The organism is Brevundimonas sp. ZS04 (genome assembly GCF_001956865.1).
GTDB classification, from domain to species: Bacteria; Pseudomonadota; Alphaproteobacteria; order Caulobacterales; family Caulobacteraceae; genus Brevundimonas; species Brevundimonas diminuta.
The window spans coordinates 57,768-76,333 of the sequence record NZ_MTHE01000009.1; the positions used below are offsets into that span (position 1 = coordinate 57,768).

16 protein-coding genes and 1 tRNA gene are annotated in these 18,566 nt (G+C 67.1%); 13 read left to right on the top strand and 4 right to left on the bottom strand.

Translation table 11 applies throughout. From position 1 onward, the window contains the following. Positions 1 to 12 precede the first annotated feature (12 nt). From BJP32_RS12165 to BJP32_RS12175, 3 genes are all read left to right on the top strand, one after another. A complete protein-coding gene (locus BJP32_RS12165) occupies positions 13 to 576 on the top strand; it encodes a T4SS efffector SepA family protein (protein ID WP_076224319.1) in 564 nt (187 codons plus the stop codon). Between the two features lie 133 nt (positions 577 to 709). Beyond that, positions 710 to 1,867 carry a hypothetical protein gene (locus BJP32_RS12170; RefSeq protein ID WP_076224321.1) on the top strand — a complete coding sequence of 386 codons (1,158 nt, stop codon included), beginning with the start codon at positions 710 to 712 and terminating at the stop codon, positions 1,865 to 1,867. Positions 1,868 to 2,035: 168 nt separating this feature from the next. Then, positions 2,036 to 3,571: an HNH endonuclease signature motif containing protein gene (locus BJP32_RS12175; protein WP_083673985.1), complete on the top strand. Its 1,536-nt coding sequence runs from the start codon at positions 2,036 to 2,038 to the stop codon at positions 3,569 to 3,571. A 619-nt stretch (positions 3,572 to 4,190) separates the two neighbouring features. Here the strand turns inward: BJP32_RS12175 and BJP32_RS12180 are convergent. Next, positions 4,191 to 4,267: transfer RNA gene (locus BJP32_RS12180), tRNA-Arg, on the bottom strand. A 298-nt stretch (positions 4,268 to 4,565) separates the two neighbouring features. Between BJP32_RS12180 and BJP32_RS12185 the strand changes: the two genes are divergently transcribed. Further along, entirely contained in the window at positions 4,566 to 7,100 is a 2,535-nt protein-coding gene (locus BJP32_RS12185) for a helicase-related protein (RefSeq protein ID WP_076224324.1), read from the top strand. Further along, on the top strand, positions 7,097 to 7,381 hold the full coding sequence (locus tag BJP32_RS12190) for an RNA-binding S4 domain-containing protein (protein ID WP_076224326.1): 285 nt from the start codon (positions 7,097 to 7,099) through the stop codon (positions 7,379 to 7,381). Before BJP32_RS12185 ends, BJP32_RS12190 begins: the two co-directional genes overlap by 4 nt. Here the strand turns inward: BJP32_RS12190 and BJP32_RS12195 are convergent. Continuing rightward, entirely contained in the window at positions 7,378 to 8,028 is a 651-nt protein-coding gene (locus BJP32_RS12195; protein ID WP_076224328.1) for a YceI family protein, read from the bottom strand. The two genes, BJP32_RS12190 and BJP32_RS12195, sit on opposite strands and share 4 nt — an antisense overlap. A 169-nt stretch (positions 8,029 to 8,197) precedes the next feature. On the opposite strand from BJP32_RS12195, the gene fdxA reads away from it, so the two are divergent. The 3 genes from fdxA (at position 8,198) to BJP32_RS12210 (ending at position 10,821) form a co-directional block, all read left to right on the top strand. Then, complete coding sequence (gene fdxA, locus BJP32_RS12200) at positions 8,198 to 8,539, top strand: ferredoxin FdxA (RefSeq protein WP_003166185.1); 342 nt, start codon at positions 8,198 to 8,200, stop codon at positions 8,537 to 8,539. A gap of 310 nt (positions 8,540 to 8,849) precedes the next feature. Beyond that, positions 8,850 to 9,395 carry a CarD family transcriptional regulator gene (locus tag BJP32_RS12205; protein ID WP_046652322.1) on the top strand — a complete coding sequence of 182 codons (546 nt, stop codon included), beginning with the start codon at positions 8,850 to 8,852 and terminating at the stop codon, positions 9,393 to 9,395. 184 nt (positions 9,396 to 9,579) lie between these two features. Beyond that, a complete protein-coding gene (locus tag BJP32_RS12210) occupies positions 9,580 to 10,821 on the top strand; it encodes a benzoate/H(+) symporter BenE family transporter (RefSeq protein ID WP_076224329.1) in 1,242 nt (413 codons plus the stop codon). 54 nt (positions 10,822 to 10,875) lie between these two features. Here BJP32_RS12210 and BJP32_RS12215 read toward each other — a convergent pair whose 3' ends face one another. Further along, positions 10,876 to 11,361 (bottom strand): DUF3617 family protein, encoded by a 486-nt coding sequence (locus BJP32_RS12215; protein ID WP_233126829.1) that lies wholly within the window; start codon positions 11,359 to 11,361, stop codon positions 10,876 to 10,878. A 227-nt stretch (positions 11,362 to 11,588) separates the two neighbouring features. On the opposite strand from BJP32_RS12215, the gene rpmB reads away from it, so the two are divergent. Both rpmB and BJP32_RS12225 read left to right on the top strand, forming a co-directional pair. Next, positions 11,589 to 11,885, top strand: a complete 297-nt coding sequence (gene rpmB, locus BJP32_RS12220) for a 50S ribosomal protein L28 (protein ID WP_040346215.1) — start codon at positions 11,589 to 11,591, stop codon at positions 11,883 to 11,885. 105 nt (positions 11,886 to 11,990) lie between these two features. Next, positions 11,991 to 13,685 (top strand): M1 family metallopeptidase, encoded by a 1,695-nt coding sequence (locus tag BJP32_RS12225; protein WP_076224331.1) that lies wholly within the window; start codon positions 11,991 to 11,993, stop codon positions 13,683 to 13,685. 3 nt (positions 13,686 to 13,688) lie between these two features. Here the strand turns inward: BJP32_RS12225 and hemA are convergent, their stop codons facing one another. Next, positions 13,689 to 14,936 (bottom strand): 5-aminolevulinate synthase, encoded by a 1,248-nt coding sequence (gene hemA, locus BJP32_RS12230; RefSeq protein WP_046652326.1) that lies wholly within the window; start codon positions 14,934 to 14,936, stop codon positions 13,689 to 13,691. A 118-nt stretch (positions 14,937 to 15,054) separates the two neighbouring features. Here hemA and BJP32_RS12235 point away from each other — a divergent pair, with 118 nt between their 5' ends. From BJP32_RS12235 to BJP32_RS12245, 3 genes are all read left to right on the top strand, one after another. Beyond that, positions 15,055 to 16,542 (top strand): PLP-dependent aminotransferase family protein, encoded by a 1,488-nt coding sequence (locus BJP32_RS12235; RefSeq protein ID WP_233126830.1) that lies wholly within the window; start codon positions 15,055 to 15,057, stop codon positions 16,540 to 16,542. 116 nt (positions 16,543 to 16,658) lie between these two features. Continuing rightward, on the top strand, positions 16,659 to 17,795 hold the full coding sequence (gene alr, locus BJP32_RS12240; protein WP_233126831.1) for an alanine racemase: 1,137 nt from the start codon (positions 16,659 to 16,661) through the stop codon (positions 17,793 to 17,795). Then, complete coding sequence (locus BJP32_RS12245; RefSeq protein ID WP_083673987.1) at positions 17,792 to 18,553, top strand: YggS family pyridoxal phosphate-dependent enzyme; 762 nt, start codon at positions 17,792 to 17,794, stop codon at positions 18,551 to 18,553. The genes alr and BJP32_RS12245 overlap by 4 nt, the downstream gene beginning before the upstream one ends. Positions 18,554 to 18,566 lie beyond the last annotated feature (13 nt).

Genomic DNA, 18,566 nt, shown 5'->3' on the forward strand with positions numbered 1-18,566 from the left:
AAGGAGCGCACAATGATGCCTGTAGTTCGGATCAACGACGCCGCGTTCGGCGACCTGAAGACGCTTTCGACTTGGTTCGGCACGAAGACGCCCGCCGAGACGATTGATCGGATTGTGCGCGAAGCGATGGACCAGTTGGGATTGGAGCGAGACAATGAAGCTGATGAGGCTGTGGTGGCGACCAAAGCAGGTGCACTCGAGTTTGAGAGCGCGCCGGGCCTGTCATTCACCAAGCCGCTGTCGGCAAAGATCAACGGAAAGGCCATTGCGAGCCCGCGTTGGGCGGGCATCCTCATGACCATGATTGCGCAGGTGAAGGCTAAGGGCCTTCAAGGTGACGCGCTCGTTCGCGAACTAAATATCCCGGCTAAAGCGGGGAAGCACGAGGAGGAGGGGTTTAGATATTACCCAGAGCTTGGCATCTCCGTGCAAGGTCAGTCCGCCGCCGATGCGTGGAAGGAGACCGATCGGCTCGCGAAGCGCTGGAGTATCCCGGTCGCCGTGGAGTTTTGGTGGAGGCAAAACCCGAAGGCGCAGTATCCGGGCCGCACGGGCATCCTGCGGTCGGGCAAGTGACAATAGGAGCGTTCGCGCGCTGCTGGCGGCGCCGAAGGGGCATCCGGCTCGTGGGCCCAGACCTTGGCTTTCCTGGCGGGAGAATGCGAGAGCGCGACCCATTTCTGCCGGACTATGTGATTGAAGGATTGCCATGACGCTTGAGGATCATGTCGCCCAGGTGAATGGGGCCGCGTTCTGGAAGGAGTTCACCTTCGCCGAGAACAAGTTCGCGCCGAAGCCTGGACAGGAGCTGGAGTTGGCCGACAACCTCGTCTGGCTTGGTGACTTCGCCATGGTCCTGCAGCTAAAGGAGCGCGAGGCACCGACCGAGGACCCGGCGACCGAGGCGGCCTGGTTCGCGAACAAGATTCTAAAGAAGGCCGCCAGCCAGGTGCGTGACACCCTGCGGTTCCTGGACGAGCAGCCTCGGATCAGCGTCACCAACGCGCGCGGCCAGACGTTCGATATCCGGCGCGCGGACCTCGCCCATATCGTGAAGCTTGTCGTCTTCAAGCCTGGCAAGGCGCTGCCGGAGGGCTTGGCGCGCAAGCGCTTCTACATAAGCCGCACGGCGGGCTTCATCCACCTCCTCGACAGCAGAGACTACCGCGGCGTGCTGGACACTTTGCGGGTGCCAGAAGACATCCGCCGTTACTTCACCTACCGCGAGCAGGTCGCCGCAAAGATATTGGATCCAGCGGTAGTGGAGCCCGATATCATGGGGGGCTTCATTGGCGAGGCGGAGGTTCCCGCGGCGGGGATGCGCGAGATCCTCGGGCGCCTGGTGCAAGACTATGACGCGTTCGATCTCTCGACCCTGATCGGCAACTTGCACGATCATATCGAGAAGGACGACCAGCCGCTTGCCTACTACCAGATCATGCTGCAGTTCGCGCGAGTCCCGCGCTCGGTGTGGCGCGCGATCAAAGAGCGGTTCCTGCTGTCGATGGAGACGGCCAAGGCCGGCAGTTTCACGCTACCGTACCGCCTGACATTCCCCGACAGCCAGTGCACCTTCATGATCAACCCTCTGCATCCAGACGTTCCCAAGGACGGGCCGGAACGCGAGCAGGCGCGGGTCGCCGGGCTCAGGAACCTCACCCATCTGGCTATGTACGACCACAAATCGCCGAAGGGCATCGGAGTCCAGGTTGGATACGAGGGCGAGCACGTGACTATCGACTGGTGCCTTATCGAGCAGGACTGGGCCCAGGATCCAGAAATGGACGCGATTCTGGTGGAGCGGAATCCCTTTCGGGCCGCGAATGAAAAGCGGATGGACAGCTTTTTCGTTGTGAACAGGGGCTAGTCATCCCCTCCGGTCCGCGGCCGGAGAGCAAGCCGAGCCTCCGAGTGGGTGGTGATCGATCGCCCCGTCGCGTATTAGTGCGGCGGGCAAACGGAGTTCAGGTTCGGCTAGTGTGCAGCTGGATCGCGATCCAGCCTCCACCCAACTGCCACAACTGCCTCTGCCGCCGTGAAGAAGCCGAAACCCAAGCCTGCTCCACAATCTGACGCGGAGCTCAACCAGTACCAAGCGGCGGCGCTGGTGGGGCTGTCGCCTGAGCTGCTCGACTGGCTGGGTAGCTACGCCCCGAAGCAGGACGTCGATCGCAAGCTCAAGGTTCGCAAGGACGGGCTGCAGTTCTTCGTCGAGCACGACGAACTCGTCGAGTTCAACGATTGGCTCAAGCTACCTTGGCCGTCGAAGGACGGCGGCCGCCCCCCCATTCCCACGGGGATCAAGCGCGAGATCAAGGCCGAGGCCGGCGGCGAATGCGCCATCTGCCACAAGAACGCGAACTCCTGCGAAGCGGCGCACATCGATCCCGTGGCCAGATCGAAGAACAACCACCCCGAAAATCTGATCTGGCTCTGCGCCAACCACCACACGAAGTTCGACAAGGGTGGCTACGGTCCGTCGGCAGACGCCAAGGACTTCGTCGTTGGCTTCAAGCAATCCCTGATCTTCTACCGCCGCGGCCTTTGGGAGCTGCAGGCGGAGGTAAGCGGCCGACTCTTCACCATGCTCAAGGCCTGCGACACGCTCAAAGCGCAACTCGCGGCGGCGCAGACCCCTGATCAGGTCGCCGCAGTCGAGGGCTTGGCTAAGAAGGCCGTTGGCCAGGTGGCCAAGATGGCGCCGACGTCCAAGGCCGACCCGGATTTCGTGGTCTTCAGCGCGATGAAGCCGCAATTCGAAGCGCTGGCGAAGAGTTCGAAAAGGCCCAAGAACATCAAGGCCACCCTCGAACTCGCCAGCACCGTGAAGGACGAGTTCGCGCAACGGTCCGGCTATGAGGACTGCCCGCTATGCAAGAGCAGGGGGCACTACAAGCATGAGGATTGCCCGGCCTGTGGCGGCGACGGAGAGCTCACAAAGTCGGAGATCCGATCGATCGACTTCGACAGGTATGCCGACGTCCAATGCCCTCTGTGCGAGGGCAAGCGCACCTTCCAGGGTGAGGACTGCCCAGTCTGCAACGGCGATGGCGAGCTTGAGCGGCGGTACGCCGATCAGGTTGACGTTCGCGAATGGGACGACGTCGACTGTCCGGTCTGCGAGGGGGGTGGAACCCGGGAGGGTGACGACTGCCCCTTCTGTGGCGGGGAGCGAAGGGTCCAACGTCACGAACGCGATCAGGTTGATCTGCGCGACTACGCGAAGGTCGATTGCCCGCTGTGCAAGGGTAAGGGGTCATTCAACGGTGATGATTGCCCGGAGTGCGGCGGCCACCGTCAGATGGATCGCCGCCACGCGGAGCAGATCGACATCCGAGCCTACGATACGATCCTGTGCCCCATATGCGAAGGATCCGGCGAATGGCGAGGGTGGCCATGTCGGGCGTGTGGAGAAGAAGGGCGAATAGAACGCCGGCATGCCGATCAGATCGATCGGCGCGACTACAAGATGGTCGCTTGCCCCAGCTGCTCCCCACGGGACCGGGAGTACTGCCGCACCTGCGGAGGCGAGGGGGAGATTCCGCGCTGGGTCAGAGACCAGCTCGACTAAACCTTGAAAAGTACGCCCCACGCTCGGCCTTCGTAGGCAGGTTAGTTCCGATCTGGGTTCGCGCAGCCGCCTCCCTAAGAATGTCGCTTGGGCGGGGTGAAGGCGTTCGTAGGTCCGCTTCCCGCCACGAGCCCAATGTCAGCTCCTGGCGCATTCCAGCCAAATGCGTTGCAGCTCGCCAAGTTAAGACTGTCGCGTCCCGTGAGCCCCAGATGCGGGTTTATTCTATTGTTTTTAAAGGCATTTTCCAAAACGCTAGGACAGTCTTAGCTGGTCTATGACAGTCTTAGCTTGGAAACAGGACAGTCTTAAGTTGTCCCGACATGAGTGTGCTGACAAGTTAAGACTGTCCGACATTCCAACCTAAATGGCCGGCTTCACCCGAGAATCGTAGCTCTGGGCCAAGCTAAGAACGCCATTACGCATGCCTTGTGGTGGCGCTGGCCAGCCGGGTCGCTAAATCGCACCACTTAAGACTGCCGGGCTCGTTGGCTCTCTCTTACCGCTGCATCGCTCTGGATTTGCGAGACATTTTTGGCCCGTCAGGACGGTCTTAGCTTGTCCAGGACAGCCTTAGCTTGGAAACGGGACAGTCTTAAGTGGTCCCGACAATGAGGGGTGGCGACCCCGGGAGGACTCCAACCTCCGACCTCGGCTTTAGGAAAGCCTTGCTCTATGCAGCTGAGCTACGGGGCCACGGCGTCACTGCCTAAAGGAGGTTGCAGCGTCAGGGAAGCCCTTGTGGTCGCCCATCACGTCACAGCATGCGCACGGCGGTTCCGCCTTGTGGTTAAAGGCCGTTAAGCTACAATCTCTAGTATGGAACAAAGCCTGAATCGACGGACGTCGCCGATTCGGTCATGATTCGTTTCGCCCGTGTTCCAGCGTACGGTAAGGTTCCGCTTACCATTCGCCCCTGCCCTAGACATTCACGCTCGCCCCTCCCTCCGCGCCGCTTGTGAAAGCCTTCAGGGTTCGCCACCTTGGGCCGGTCATGAGCGACCGTTCCGCAGGCATGGCTCCATCGCGCGTCACGGCGATCCTGGGCCCCACCAACACCGGCAAGACCCATCTGGCGGTCGAACGGATGCTGGGTCACGCCTCGGGCATGATCGGCCTGCCGCTGCGGCTGCTGGCGCGCGAGATTTATGAGCGGATCGTCAAGCGGCGCGGGGCGGCCTCGGTCGCCCTGATCACCGGCGAGGAGAAGATCGTCCCGCCGCGCCCCGCCTATTTCGTTTGCACGGTCGAGGCTATGCCGCTGGAGCGGTCGGCCGACTTCCTGGCGGTGGACGAGATTCAGCTGGTCGCCGATCCCGAGCGCGGCCACGTCTTCACCCAGAGGCTGCTGCACGCGCGCGGCCGGTTCGAGACCATGTTCCTGGGCGCCGGGACGATGGCGCCGCTGATGCGGGCGCTGGTTCCGGATGCGGAGATCGTCACCCGCGACCGGCTGTCGACGCTGAGCTACGCCGGGTCGAAAAAGCTGACCCGCCTGCCCCGGCGCAGCGCCGTCGTCGCCTTCTCGACCGAGCAGGTCTACGCCATCGCCGAACTGCTGCGTCGTCAACGGGGCGGGGCGGCGGTGGTCATGGGCTCGCTCAGTCCGCGCACCCGCAACGCCCAGGTCGAGCTGTTCCAGTCGGGCGAGGTGGACTTCCTGGTCGCCACCGACGCCATCGGCATGGGGCTGAACATGGACGTGGACCATGTGGCCTTCGCCGGTTTGAGGAAGTTCGACGGGCGACGCACGCGCTGGCTGCACGCCGCCGAGATCGGCCAGATCGCCGGGCGGGCGGGGCGGCACCTGCGCGACGGGACGTTCGGCGTGACCGGCGAGGCGGAAGAGCTGGACGAGGATCTGGTCGATCAGGTGGTCGAGCATCGCTTCGACCCGGTCGAGGCGGCCGAGTGGCGCAGCGGGCGGCTGGATTTCGATACGCTGCCTGACCTGTTGCGGTCGCTGACGGTCACGCCGGATCGGCATGGTTTGCGGCTGACGGCGCAGGCGCTGGACGAGACGCTGCTGCGGCGCTTTGCGGTCGATGAGGACGTGAGGAAGATCGCCCGCTCGCGCGGCGCCCTGATGCGGCTGTGGGAGGCGTGCCAGCTGCCCGACTTCCAGAAGACGACCCAGGACGAACACGCCCGCCTGTCGAAGGAGATCTTCACCGCCCTGACCAGCCGTCGCGGACGGCTGACCGAGGACTGGGTGGCGCCGCGCTTCAATGATCTGGATCGCGACGACGGGCAGATCGACCAGCTGTCGGCGCGGCTGTCTGGGGTGCGGACCCTCAGCTACATCGCCAACCGGCCGGACTGGATGGCGGGCGCGCAGGAGTGGCGCGACCGGACCAAGGCGCTGGAGGAACGGCTCAGCGACGTGCTGCACGAGCGGCTGACGGCGCGGTTCGTCGACCGGCGCACGGCGGCCCTGATGCGGGCGCTGAACGTGCGCTCCGACGTGTTGGCGGGCGTCGCCGACGACGGCGAGGTCACGGTCGAGGGCGAGGTGGTCGGCCATCTGGACGGGGTGTGCTTCACCGTCGATGCGGGCGGATCGGCGCTGGCCGACCGGGCGCTGCGGCAGGCGGCGACGCGGGCCGTGGGGCCGGAGGTGGCCCGGCGGCTGGGGCGGTTGGCGGCGGACGAGGACGCGGCCTTTTCCGTCACGCCCGACGGCGGGGTGCTGTGGAACGGCGCCCTGACCGGGCGCATCATCAATGAAGACCCCTTCTCGCCGCGCGTGCGGCTGCTGGGCGAACTGGGCCCCGCCCCGGCGCGCGAGCGGGCCGAGCGGCGCATGGAGGCCTGGCTGGCGGCCGAGGCCGGGCGGGCGCTGAAGCCGCTGAAGCGGCTGCGCCATGCGATCGAGAGCGGCGCCCTGACCGGCCTGCCGCGCGGGCTGGCGTTCCGACTGATCGAGGCGGGCGGGCTGATCCCCCGGCGCGAGGTCGAGCGCGATCTGGCGGCTTTGAGCCAGCATGAACGGCGCACGCTGAAGACCTTCGCCATCCGGGTCGGCGCCCATTCGGTCTGGCTGCCCGGCGTGATGAAGCCGCGCGGCGCGGCGTTGGCGCAGGCCTTCCTGCCGCGCGAAGCGATCAACGGCCTAGCGGGCGAAGGTCTGTCAGCTCTGCCGGAACCGCCGCCGTCGGCGCGCGCCCTGTCCGCCTTCGGCCGCCGCTCGGTCGGGCGCTGGACCGCGCCGGTCGAAACGCTGGAAGCCTTCGCCGACGCCCAGAAGGCGGCAGGCAAGGCGCCGCTGTCCAATGAAGCCCTGAACAGCCTCGGCTGGACGGCGGATCAGGCCAGGGCCATCCAGGCCGCCCTACGCACCCCGCGCGCCGAGCGAGCCACGTCCTCCGGCAAATCGACGCCCCCGCCCAAGGATTCGCCCTTCGCCGCCCTGGCGCAGCTGACCCAACCGCCCCGCCCGGCCCCCCCCGCCAAACCCAAGGCGGCGCGCCGATCCCGCCGTCGCCCGCGACGCGCTGCGTCTCAGGGGGCGGGCCAGAACGCTGAATGAGCCTCGAGAGCTGCCGCATCGACGTCTGGCTATGGCGCGCGCGCTTCGCCAAGACGCGCAACCTGGCCGCGGCCATGGTCGAGCAGGGCGCGATCCGCCTGACGCACAACGGCGCCCAGTCCCGGCTCGACAAGCCCAGCCGCAGCGTCCATCCCGGCGACGAAGTGCTCTTCGTTCAGGGCGGTCGCCTCATCGCCGTGCGCGTGGTGCGGATGGGCGAAAGGCGCGGCCCGCCCGAGGAAGCCCGCGCCCTCTATGAGCCGCTGGACGCGCCGACCTAGCCCGCCGCCTTCACGAACTCGCCTTCGATGTGCAGCTTCACCTCGTCGCCCAGGGCGGGCAGGCCGAAATTGATGCCGAAGTCGGACCGCTTGATGGTCGCCTCTCCATCGAAGCCGGCCTTGTAGCCGCCGCGCGTCGGGCCGGCCTGATTGAACTCGACCTCCATGACCACCGGACGAGTGACGCCGCGCAGGGTCAGTTCGCCGTGGACCGTGGCCTCGTCGCGATCATCGGCGTCGACCGTGATCCGGGTAGAGCGAAAGGTGGCGACCGGATGATTGGCGGTATCGAAGAAGTCCGCCGTCTGCAGATGGCGGTTCAGCCCGTCCGAGTTCGACGCCACGTCCGCTAGGGGAATGGTCGCGGTCAAGATGCTGGCGGACGGGTTAGCGGGGTCCAGCTTCAGCTCGGCCTGGACGTTCACGAACTGGCCGACATAGGTGGAGAAGCCCAGGTGATCGACGGACCAGGTGATCTTGCCGTGCTCCGGATCCAGCTTGTAGTCGCCGGGCTGGACCTCGGACGGAACCTTGGTCAAGGCGGACTGGGCCACGACCGCGCCGCCGGCAAGAAGGCTCAACGCCAGGCCGGCCGCGCCGATGCGGCGGAGGGCGGAACGAGAGATGAAACCTTGATTGAAACGCATGGGGACAGGCCTCCGGGCGGACGATGATCCGGCGTCATGACGGTGAAGCGCGGCCCGGCGCCGTCGGGCCTGAACAGCTTTGCAACAGCGCCTTCGGTTGACAGTTGGTTCCGTCGGGGCCATGTGCGCGCCCTCGACCTCCTCGCTGCCACAGGCCCGCCCGAACGCCATGACCTACATCGTCACCGACGCCTGCGTGAAATGTAAGTTCATGGACTGCGTCGAGGTGTGTCCGGTGGACTGCTTCTACGAGGGCGAGAACTTCCTGGTCATCGCGCCCGACGAATGCATCGACTGCGGCGTGTGCGAGCCGGAATGCCCCGTCGACGCCATCGTCCCCGACACCGAGGACGAACCCGACGGCAAGTGGCTGCAGGTCAACGCCGAATACGCCAAGGTCTGGCCGAACATCACGGTCAAGGGCGTGCCCCCGGCGGATCGCGAACAGTATGAGCGCGAAACCGGCAAGTTCGAGAAATACTTCAGCCCCAAGCCGGGCAAGGGCTCCTAAGAATTCGTCACAATGCGGTCACAATGCGCCGATCCTCGCCGCGCGCCCTGTGGATGTTTTGAGATTTTCTAATTTTATGATAGGTTCCTCCCTATTCGAAACGGGCGGTTCCGCAACTCTGCGCGCCGCCCGCATTTACGACAGAACCTCGCCGCTAGAGACGAGGTCGGCCAGAGGTTTGGTGATCCGTTTTCGCGTCTGACAGTGCGATCCTCCGCCTCAACCGCCGGGCCCAGCGCTCGGCGGAGGGGCGGTTTTTCACTATCTGCGTGGCGACGATCTCATCCCGACGGTTCGGGAAAGGAATGACATGACGAGCAAGACCGGTCTGGAATTCAAGGTTGGCGATGCGGTGGTCTATCCCGCGCATGGCGTCGGCAAGGTCGCCGCGATCGAGACTCAGGAAGTCGCCGGCATGGCGCTGGAAGTCTATGTCGTGACCTTCGAACACGAGAAGATGACCCTGCGCGTCCCGACCAAGAAAGCCAAGACCGCCGGTCTGCGCACCCTGGCCGCCGACGACACCGTCTCCAAGGCCCTGACGACCCTGAAGGGCCGCGCCCGCGTCAAGCGCACCATGTGGTCGCGCCGCGCCCAGGAGTATGAAGCCAAGATCAACTCGGGCGACCTGATCTCCATCGCCGAAGTGGTCCGCGACCTGCACCGCGCCGAGACCCAGCCGGAACAGTCCTATTCCGAGCGCCAGCTCTATGAATCGGCTCTGGACCGCATGGCCCGCGAAGTCGCCGCCGCCAACAAGATCGACAAGGACGCCGCCATGGCCCTGCTGGGCAAGTCGCTCAGCGCCAAAAAGCCGGTCGCTCCGGCCGCCGAGGCTGAAGCCGAGGCCGCCTGAGGTCAGGCGATCCGCAAACGACGCGAAAGGCCCGGCGGCGACGCCGGGCCTTTTTCATGAGCGCCGTCGACAAGCGCTCGGTGAAACCGAATGGTCTGGCGAAATGGCCATGAATGGACAGGTATGGCCGGCCATTGATCCTCTAGGAGCGCGCGCATCGTCGTCGTTCGCAGAGGCCCTCCCGATGTCCATGCCCGCCCCGTCTCCACCCTTGCGGTGGAGCGACCTGCTGCACCCCGTCGTCGCCGGACTGATCTCGGTCATCGTCAACTATGGCGGCACCTTCATCCTGGTGTTCCAGGCGGCCAAGGTCGCGGGCCTCAGTCCTGAGTTGACCGCCTCCTGGGTCTGGTCGATCTCGATCGGCGTGGGGACGACGGGCCTATGGCTGAGCTGGCGCTACAAGGCGCCGATCATCACCGCCTGGTCGACGCCCGCGGCGGCCTTCCTGGTCACGGCCCTGGCGGCGACCTCCTACGCCGAGGCGATCGGCGCCTATCTGATCTCGGCGGCGGCCTTTGTCGTCCTGGGGCTGTCCGGCGGGTTCGACAAGGTGATCCGCCTGATCCCGCCCGCCATCGCCGCCGCCCTGCTGGCGGGCATACTGCTGCCCTTCGGGGTTCAGGCCTTCGGCGGCGTGGGCGTCGATCCCCTGCTGGCGGGCCTGCTGATCCTGACCTATGTCATGCTGAAGCGGTTCACGGCGCGTTATGCGGTCGTGGGCATCCTCGTGCTGGGGCTGGGTTTCCTGCTGATGCAGGGGCGGGTCGACCTGTCGGGGCTGGAGCTGAAGCTGGCGGCGCCGGTCTTCACCATGCCCGCCTTCTCGTTCAAGGCGCTGCTCAGCCTGGCCATCCCCATGTTCCTGATCACCCTGACGGGCCAGTATATGCCGGGCATGCTGGTGCTGCGAAACGACGGCTATGCGGTCAACGCCAATCCCCTGGTCACGGTGACGGGGCTCGGGTCGCTGCTGACGGCGCCGTTCGGGTCGCACGCCTTCAATGTGGCCGCCATCACCGCCGCCATCTGCACGGGCGAGGAGGCGCATGAAGACCCGTCCAAGCGCTGGATCGCGGGCGTGGCAGCGGGGGTGTTCTACATCCTGATCGGCGTGTTCGGCGTGACCCTGGCGGCGGTCTTCATGGCCCTGCCCTCCGTCTTCATCACCACCCTGGCGGGGCTGGCCTTGCTGGGCGCCATCGGCGGCAGCCTGGCGGGCGCCCTGGTCGAGCCGAAGTCCCGCGAGGCGGCGCTGATCACCTTTCTGGCGGCGGCGGCCAACATCCAGCTGTTCGGAATCGGCGGGGCCTTCTGGGGCCTGGTGATAGGGCTGATCGCCTATGCGGCCCTGAACGGCGGCCTGGCGTCCTTCGCCAAGACGCTGCTGCCGGCCAGGCCCGCGCCCGAGCGTCCGGCGGAATAGGGCGCAAAGGAGCAGAGGCCGGGTCTCGCGTCCCGGCCTCTTCCAAAAGTCAGATCAGAAATACTCGGCCCCGGCCGGGCACTGGGCGGCCAGGCGGCGCGCGGTGATGCTGGCCGGGATATAGGGCGTGCCGCGCGCCAGCTGGGCGCCGCCGTTGAAGCGGAAGGCCTGCTCTTCATAGGTGCCGTTCAGCCGCACATTGATGCGGCGGCCCTTGCGGTCCTGACAGCTGCCTTCAAAGCGGGCGCGACCGTCGCCGACCTGACGCGTCGGATAGGTGCACTGCCACTTGCGCGTCGACAGGCCGCCGAAGAAGCGGTTGATCTCGCTGGGCCGCACGCACTTCTGCTCGGTGTCGCGCGCGCCCATGACGCTGGTGGTGTATTCCCAGTATCCAGGCAGGACTTCGGACTGGGCGGCCGACTGCGCCTGGGGCGCCGACGCGGGCGCGGCCAGCATGACGGCCCCGGCGACCACCGGGGCGGCGACCGCCATCAGGCGGGCGAAGGGGATCAAGGTCTTCATCGATTTGCCGTTCATGGGACTCATCATGGGTCTGCTCTATATAGTCACGGCTTGAACGACTGCTGAACGAAGGCGATCCCTCGCCTTCAGAATGACTCTGTCGCGCCGGACGACGACTCCAGCCTTGACGCCCGGCGAGTCCTTCCTCTATACGGCCCCCTCTCGCGCGGGCCTCCTTGCTCGCCGCGTCCCTGTTTCATGCGTCCGCACCGTATCGCGGATGTGACCTTGAGGATCTTCAGATGTCGCGTCGCTGCGAACTCACCGGTATCGGCCCCATGGTCGGCCATCACGTGAGCCACTCCAACATCAAGACCAAGCGCCGCTTCCTGCCTGCGCTGAAGACGGTCAAGGTTCAGTCGGAAGCTCTGGGCCAGACCTTCTCGCTGCGTATCTCGAACGCCGCCCTGCGCACCCTGGACTTCAAGGGCGGCCTGGACGCCTTCATCGTCAAGGCTCGCGACGAGCAGCTGTCGATCGCCGCCCTGCGCATCAAGCGCCAGGTCCGCGCCAAGCTGGCCGAGCAAGCCGCCGCCTGATCGGCGTCGATTGACGGATTTTGAAGAGGCCGGTGGAAACACCGGCCTTTTTCTTTTGGGCGCCGCGCGGCTAACCTCAGGGTTCGTCCTGCCGGAGCTTCAGCCTTGCGTCCTCTCGTCGCCCTCTGCCTGACCACGGCCCTGCTGTCGTCGCCCGTTCTGGCGCAGGAGGCGGCGCGCGAAACAACGGCTTTCACCCTGTCCAGCGGCGCGCCGCGCACGGCGGAGCAGTTGGCCCTGCGCTTCGACAAGGCCGACCTGTCGTTCAAGCTGCTGCCGGAAAGCCAGTCGCTGGAAGGCGTCGCCGTCCTCGACTTCACCGCCACGGCGCCGACGTCGGCGGTCGTGGTCGAGCTGGACGCGGTCTTCGCCATCGCCGCCATCACCGTGGACGACCGGGCGATCTCTGACTGGTCCAACCCCGAGGGGCGGCTGACCATCCCCCTGCCCCGTCCTTTGACGGCGGGCGACAGCGTCTCCGTCCGCATCGCCTATGCGGGACGCCCGCATCAGGCCAAGCGCGCGCCGTGGGACGGCGGCTTCGTTTGGACCACGACGCCCGACGGCCAGCCGTGGATCGCCAGCGCGGTTCAGGGCGAGGGCTGCGACCTGTTCTGGCCCTGCATCGACCACCCCCAAGGCGAGCCGGAGCAGGTGGATCTGCACATCACCATCCCCTCGACCCTCAGCGCCCCCGCCAACGGCCGCTTTCTGGGCAAGAGCGACAACGGCGACGGCACGACGACCTGGAACTGGACCGCGCGCCAGCCCGACACCTACGCCATCAGCCTAAACGTCGGCCCCTATGTGGAGATGGCCGCCGACTATCAGAGCCGGTTCGGGAACATGATTCCGTTGCGCTTCTGGCGGCTGGCCTCGGCCGATCCGGCCAAGGCGCAGGCGCTGTTCGACGAGTTCCCGCAGATGCTCGACTTCTATGAGGCAAGCATCGGCCCCTTCCCCTTCGGCGATGAGAAGATGGGCGTGGTCGAGACCCCCCACCTGGGCATGGAGCACCAGACCATCAACGCCTACGGCAACGGCTACAAGCTGGACGGCAAGGGCTACGACTGGCTGCTGCAGCACGAGCTGGCGCACGAATGGTTCGGCAATCAGCTGACCAACGCCGACTGGGACGACATGTGGCTGCACGAGGGCTTCGGCACATACATGCAGCCCCTCTACGCCCGCTGGCTGAACGGCGAGCGGGCCATGCAGGCCGAGCTTCAGACCATGCGGCTGGCCCTGGCCAACCGCTTCCCGGTCGTGTCCGGCAAGCCGCAGGACGCGGGGACCGTCTATGACGACAAGACCGGCCCGGCGCTGGATCTCTATTACAAGGGGGCGCTGATCGCCCACACCCTGCGCCTGCACATCGGCGACGACGCCTTTTATGAAAGCCTTCGCCGTCTGGTCTATGGCCGCCCCGACCCGCAGCCGGGGAACTTCCGGCCGCGCTACGCGACGACGCCGGACTATGTGGCCATCGTCAGTGAGGTGACGGGGCGCGACATGGGCTGGTTCTTCGACGCCTACCTCTATCAGGCGGCCTTGCCCGATCTGGTCATGACGCGGCAGGGCGAGCGGGTGACGCTGGAGTGGGAGACCGCAAACGGCCGCCCCTTCCCTCTGCCGGTCGAGGTCGAGGTGGACGGCGCCTTACGCACCCTGCCCATGTCTGACGGGCGCGCGACATTCGAGGCGCCGCCGAGCGCGCACATCCTGCTGGACCCCGGCTCAAAGGTGCTGAGACGGCTGGAGTATCTGGAGCGGTGGAAGGCGGCCTCAACCGCCGACTGACGCTCAGGCCGCTTCCAACTGGCGCCGCCCCAGAGCCGCGAACCGGCGCCAGTCAGCGTTGTCAGCCCAGACGACGGCCAGAGCCTCCAGCAGATGCTCCTCGTCGTCGTCGTTGTGCAGCGGCGTCGGCGTGACGCGCAGCCGCTCGGTCCCGCGCGGCACGGTGGGGAAGTTGACCGGCTGGATATAGACGCCGTGCTCATCCATCAGGGCGTCCGTCACCGCCCGCGCCGTGGCCGCGTCGCCGATCATCACCGGCAGGATATGGCTGGGGCTGGGCAGGACCGGCAGACCCAGCCGCTGCATCCCCGCCTTGATCGAGGCGGCGCGCGCGGCCAGCGTCCGACGCGGCGCGCCGTCGGCTTTCAGATGTCGCAGCGCCGCCCGCACCCCGGCCACGACCGAGGGCGGCAGGGCCGTGCTGAAGATGAAGCCCGGCGCGTGGCTGCGCACGAAGTCCACCGCCGCCGCATCGCCCGCCACATAGCCGCCCATGGCGCCAAACCCCTTGCTGAGGGTGCCCTGAATCATGCTGATGCGGTGCGACTGGCCGTCGCGCTCGGCCACGCCCGCGCCGCGCGCGCCGTACAGGCCCACGGCGTGAACCTCGTCCAGATAAGTGAAAGCGCCGTGCTTTTCGGCCACGTCGCAGATCGCGGCGATGGGGGCGAAATCGCCGTCCATCGAATAGCAGCTCTCGAAACAGACCAGCTTGGGCCGATAGCGGCAGACCCCGCTCATCAGCCGGTCCAGATCGCGCCAGTCGTTGTGGGCGAAAATGTGCTTCTCCACGCCCGAGCGCCGCATGCCCTCGATCATGGAGGCGTGGTTCAGGGCGTCGGAAAAGATCACCGCCCCCGGCAGGCGCGAGGCCAGCGTCGACAGGGCCGCGTCATTGGCCGCATAGCCGGAGGTGAACAGCAGCGCCGCCTCCTTGCCGTGCAGATCGGCCAGATCGCGCTCCAGCAGGACGTGTTCGTGGCTGGTGCCCGAGATGTTGCGCGTGCCGCCCGCGCCTGCGCCATAAGTACGGATCGCGGCTTGCGCCGCCTCGACCACCTCGGGGTGGACGCCCATCGACAGATAGTCGTTCGAGCACCAGATGGTGATGGTCCGCTCGCGCCGATGATCCCAGGCGTAGGGCGCGCCCTTCGACAGCCGCTCCAGATCGGCGAAGACGCGATACCGGCCCTCCTGCTTCAGATCATCCAGATCGCGGCTGAAGAAGTCGGCGAAGTCGAAAGCGCCCATGACATCACATCCCATCACAGGACGGGCGGCGATATTGCCATCCCGCCGGGGGCGTGACACCTAACGCTGTATTGGCCGGATCATTCCAGCCACTTTGGAAAGAACCTGCAGACCATTGTTGAAGCGCGCCCAGCTGGAATCCGTTCAGGCCTTCATGGACCACCCGGCCCAGTCCGGCCTGCCCCTGCACGCCCGCATCCAGCGCGCCGTGCGCCAGTTGATCGTCGAACGGTCGCTGACGGCGGGGCGGCCCCTGCCGTCATCGCGGACGCTGGCCCGGTCGCTGGGCGTGTCGCGCGATACGGTCGAGACGGCCTATGCCCAGCTTCACGCCGAGGGCTTCATCGAGCGCCGCGTCGGCAGCGGCAGCTTCGTCTGCGAGCTGACCGAACTGGGTCTGAAGCGCGGGGTGCTGCGCCCGGCGGGCCGCCGCCCGGCCCTGCTACCGGCGACGGCGCCGACGCTCAGCAAGCGCGGGCAGGCGATGGCCGACAGCGGAGGTCTGCGCGATCCCTACGCCCCGCTGGCCTTTTCGCCCGGCGTGCCGGAGACGCGGCTGTTTCCCTTCACCCAGTGGGACCGGCTGCACCGCCTGACCCTGCGCGAGGAAGGCGCCGCCGCCCTGCACCACGGCGACCCGCAGGGCCATCCGCGCCTGCGCCGCGCCATCGCCGGCTATGTGAACCTGGAACGCGGGGCGCGCGCCGATCCCGACCAAATCCTGGTCCTGACCAGTTCGCAGCAGGCCCTGTCCCTGTGCGCGCGGGTGCTGGCCGATCCGGGCGACGGCGTCTTCATCGAAGACCCGGCCTATCAGGGCGCCGCCAAGGCGCTGGATGCGGCGGGGCTGAAGCGGTTGCCCGTGGCGGTCGACGCACAGGGGCTGCGGACCGACGACCTGCTGGCGAGCCCCAAGGACGGACGGGCGGTTTTCGTCACCCCCTCGCACCAGTTTCCGACCGGGCGCACCCTGTCGCTGGACCGACGGCTGGCCCTGATCCAGTGGGCGGCCGAGCATGACGCCTGGATTCTGGAAGACGATTACGACAGCGAGTTCCACTACGCCGGGCGGCCGACGGCCTGCGTTCAGGGCTTGGACCCGCATGACCGGACCCTGTATCTGGGCACCTTCACCAAGTCGCTGTTTCCGGGCCTGAGGCTGGCCTATCTGATCCTGCCGCGCCCGCTGGTCGAGCCGATGGTCGCGGCGCGCAGCCTGATGGACGGCTTCACCGCCTCAGTGGCGCAGCTGACGCTGGCCCGCTTCATCGAGGACGGCCGGTTCGGCGCCTATGTCCGCACCATGCGCGGCGTCTATGCGGAACGGCTGGACGCGCTGGAGGCGGCGGTGACGGCGCGCCTTCCCCACGTCCTCACGCCCGACCGGCCCGTCGGAGGGCTGCAGATGCCCTGCTTCCTGAAGGACGGCTTTGACGAGGCCGAGACGGTGCGCGCGGCCCGGCGCGTCGGCGTCCACCTGACCGGCCTGACGCCCCTGCACGACGCGGGCGCGGGCCGCCCCGGCTGGCTGATGGGCTTCGCCGCCTCGACCCCGACCGAGATCGACGCCGCCGTCGACCGGCTGGCGAAGCTGTTCCCCGCGTGATCGACGCTTACAAAGCGGTCTGACGATCCGCGCCGACGTGGCGGGGAATGGCCGGGATGCGGCGGCCTAGGGTGCGGATGTCGGCGGTCAGCCGACGCCATGAAAGCTTCCGTCCCTTGCCTGCCCTCGCCCTGTTCCCGACCGACCAGCCGGGCCGCCGATCCGACCACGGCGGCGGCCGGATTCGCGTGTCTCTCGGCGCCGTCGCCGCCAACTATCGCGCCATGTGCGACCAGGTCGCCCCCGCCGCCTGCGCCGCCGTGGTCAAGGCCGACGCCTATGGTCTGGGCGCGGCCCGCATCGCGCCCGCCCTCTATGACGCCGGGTGCCGGGCCTTCTTCGTCGCCCATCTATTCGAGGCGGTGGCCCTGCGCCGCGTCCTGCCCGCCGACGCCGAACTGTTCGTGCTGAACGGTTTGGCGCCGGGCGCCGAATACGCCGCCCTGGCCGCCGGAGCGATCCCGGTGCTGAACAGCCGCGAGCAGATGGAGGGCTGGGCCCGCCTGGGCCGGGCCGTCGGGCGGCCGCTGGCGGCGGCGATCCAGTTCGACACCGGCATGTCGCGGCTGGGCCTGCCGCTAGAGGACGCCGCATGGGCCTTCGACCCGGAGGGCCCGATCCGCTGGATCGAACCGCGCCTGATCCTCAGCCACCTGGCCGTCGCCGACACGCCTGGCCACGCAGGCAATGGACGCCAGCGTCAGGCCTTCGAGCGCATATTGGCCCACGCGCCGCAGGGCGTTGCTCGCTCGCTGGCCAACTCGGCCGGGTGCTGGCTGGGCCAAGACTATCACTATGACCTGTGCCGCCTCGGGGCGGCCCTGTTCGGACTGGACGCCTCGCCCTCGGCCAAGGCCATGCAGCCGGTGGTCGAGGTGACGGGCCGCGTCATCCAGACCCGCGCCGTGCCTGCGGGCGCGGGCGTCGGCTACGGCTGGGCCGTCACGGCGGCCAAGGGAATGCGTCTGGCGACCATCGGCGTGGGTTATGCCGACGGCTGGCCGCGTCGGTTGTCGGCCACCGGCGCCGCCGCGTTCGAGGGGCGGTTGCTGCCCTTCGTCGGCCGCATCTCGATGGACAGTCTGGTCGTGGACGTCAGCGCCCTGCCGCCCGATGCGTTGAAGCCGGGCGATCACGTCGAGCTTCTGGGCCCGAACCGCCCGCCGGAGCAATTGGCGCTGGAAGGCGCGACCATCGACTATGAAGTCATCGCGCGGCTGGGCCGTCGCCTGTGTCGGGAGTATGTTTCGTGACCCTTTCACCTGAAAACCTCGCACGCTTCGGGCCTGATCCGCGCGAGCGGTTCGCCGCCAATCTGGCGTTGGTCCATCGCCGCATCGCCGCCGCCTGCGAACAGGTGGGGCGGCCGATCGACAGCGTGCGCCTGTTGCCCATCACCAAGACGGTGCCGGCCGAGATCCTGCGTCTGGCCTGGGCGGCGGGCGTCACCGACTTCGGCGAGAACAAGCTGCAGGAGGCCCGCGACAAGGCCCAGGCCATGGCCGACCTGTCGATGCGCTGGCACGTCGTCGGCCACCTGCAATCGAACAAGGTCAAATACCTGACCCGTCTGGCCGACGAGTTTCATGCGCTGGACAGCCTCAAGCTGGCCGAGGTTCTGAACAAGCGGCTGGAGACCGACGGGCGCGACATGAAGGTCTATGTCCAGGTCAACACCTCGGGCGAGGAGAGCAAGTTCGGCCTGCATCCCGACGACGCGCTGGACTTCATCGAACGGCTGGAAGCCTTCCCCCGGCTGAAGCCGCAGGGGCTGATGACGCTGGCGGTGTTCAGCGACGATACCGACCGGGTGCGGCCCTGCTTCACCCTGTTGCGGTCCCTGCGCGACAGGGCCGAGCGCATCGATGCGCGCATCACCGGCCTGTCGATGGGCATGACCGGCGACTACGAACTGGCCGTGCGCGAAGGCGCGACCGTGGTGCGGGTCGGACAGGCCATCTTCGGCCCGCGCCCGACGCCGAACGCCCACTACTGGCCCGGTCTGGCCTAATTTTCCTCCCCTC

What these genes read in the sequence shown, in the direction of transcription:
- BJP32_RS12165 (WP_076224319.1), top strand. Translation starts at nt 13, where the DNA reads ATGATGCCTGTAGTTCGGATCAACGACGCCGCGTTCGGCGACCTGAAG.
- BJP32_RS12170 (WP_076224321.1), top strand. Translation starts at nt 710, where the DNA reads ATGACGCTTGAGGATCATGTCGCCCAGGTGAATGGGGCCGCGTTCTGG.
- BJP32_RS12185 (WP_076224324.1), top strand. Translation starts at nt 4,566, where the DNA reads ATGAGCGACCGTTCCGCAGGCATGGCTCCATCGCGCGTCACGGCGATC.
- BJP32_RS12190 (WP_076224326.1), top strand. Translation starts at nt 7,097, where the DNA reads ATGAGCCTCGAGAGCTGCCGCATCGACGTCTGGCTATGGCGCGCGCGC.
- BJP32_RS12195 (WP_076224328.1), bottom strand. Translation starts at nt 8,028, where the DNA reads ATGCGTTTCAATCAAGGTTTCATCTCTCGTTCCGCCCTCCGCCGCATC.
- fdxA (WP_003166185.1), top strand. Translation starts at nt 8,198, where the DNA reads ATGACCTACATCGTCACCGACGCCTGCGTGAAATGTAAGTTCATGGAC.
- BJP32_RS12205 (WP_046652322.1), top strand. Translation starts at nt 8,850, where the DNA reads ATGACGAGCAAGACCGGTCTGGAATTCAAGGTTGGCGATGCGGTGGTC.
- BJP32_RS12210 (WP_076224329.1), top strand. Translation starts at nt 9,580, where the DNA reads ATGTCCATGCCCGCCCCGTCTCCACCCTTGCGGTGGAGCGACCTGCTG.
- BJP32_RS12215 (WP_233126829.1), bottom strand. Translation starts at nt 11,361, where the DNA reads ATGAACGGCAAATCGATGAAGACCTTGATCCCCTTCGCCCGCCTGATG.
- rpmB (WP_040346215.1), top strand. Translation starts at nt 11,589, where the DNA reads ATGTCGCGTCGCTGCGAACTCACCGGTATCGGCCCCATGGTCGGCCAT.
- hemA (WP_046652326.1), bottom strand. Translation starts at nt 14,936, where the DNA reads ATGGGCGCTTTCGACTTCGCCGACTTCTTCAGCCGCGATCTGGATGAT.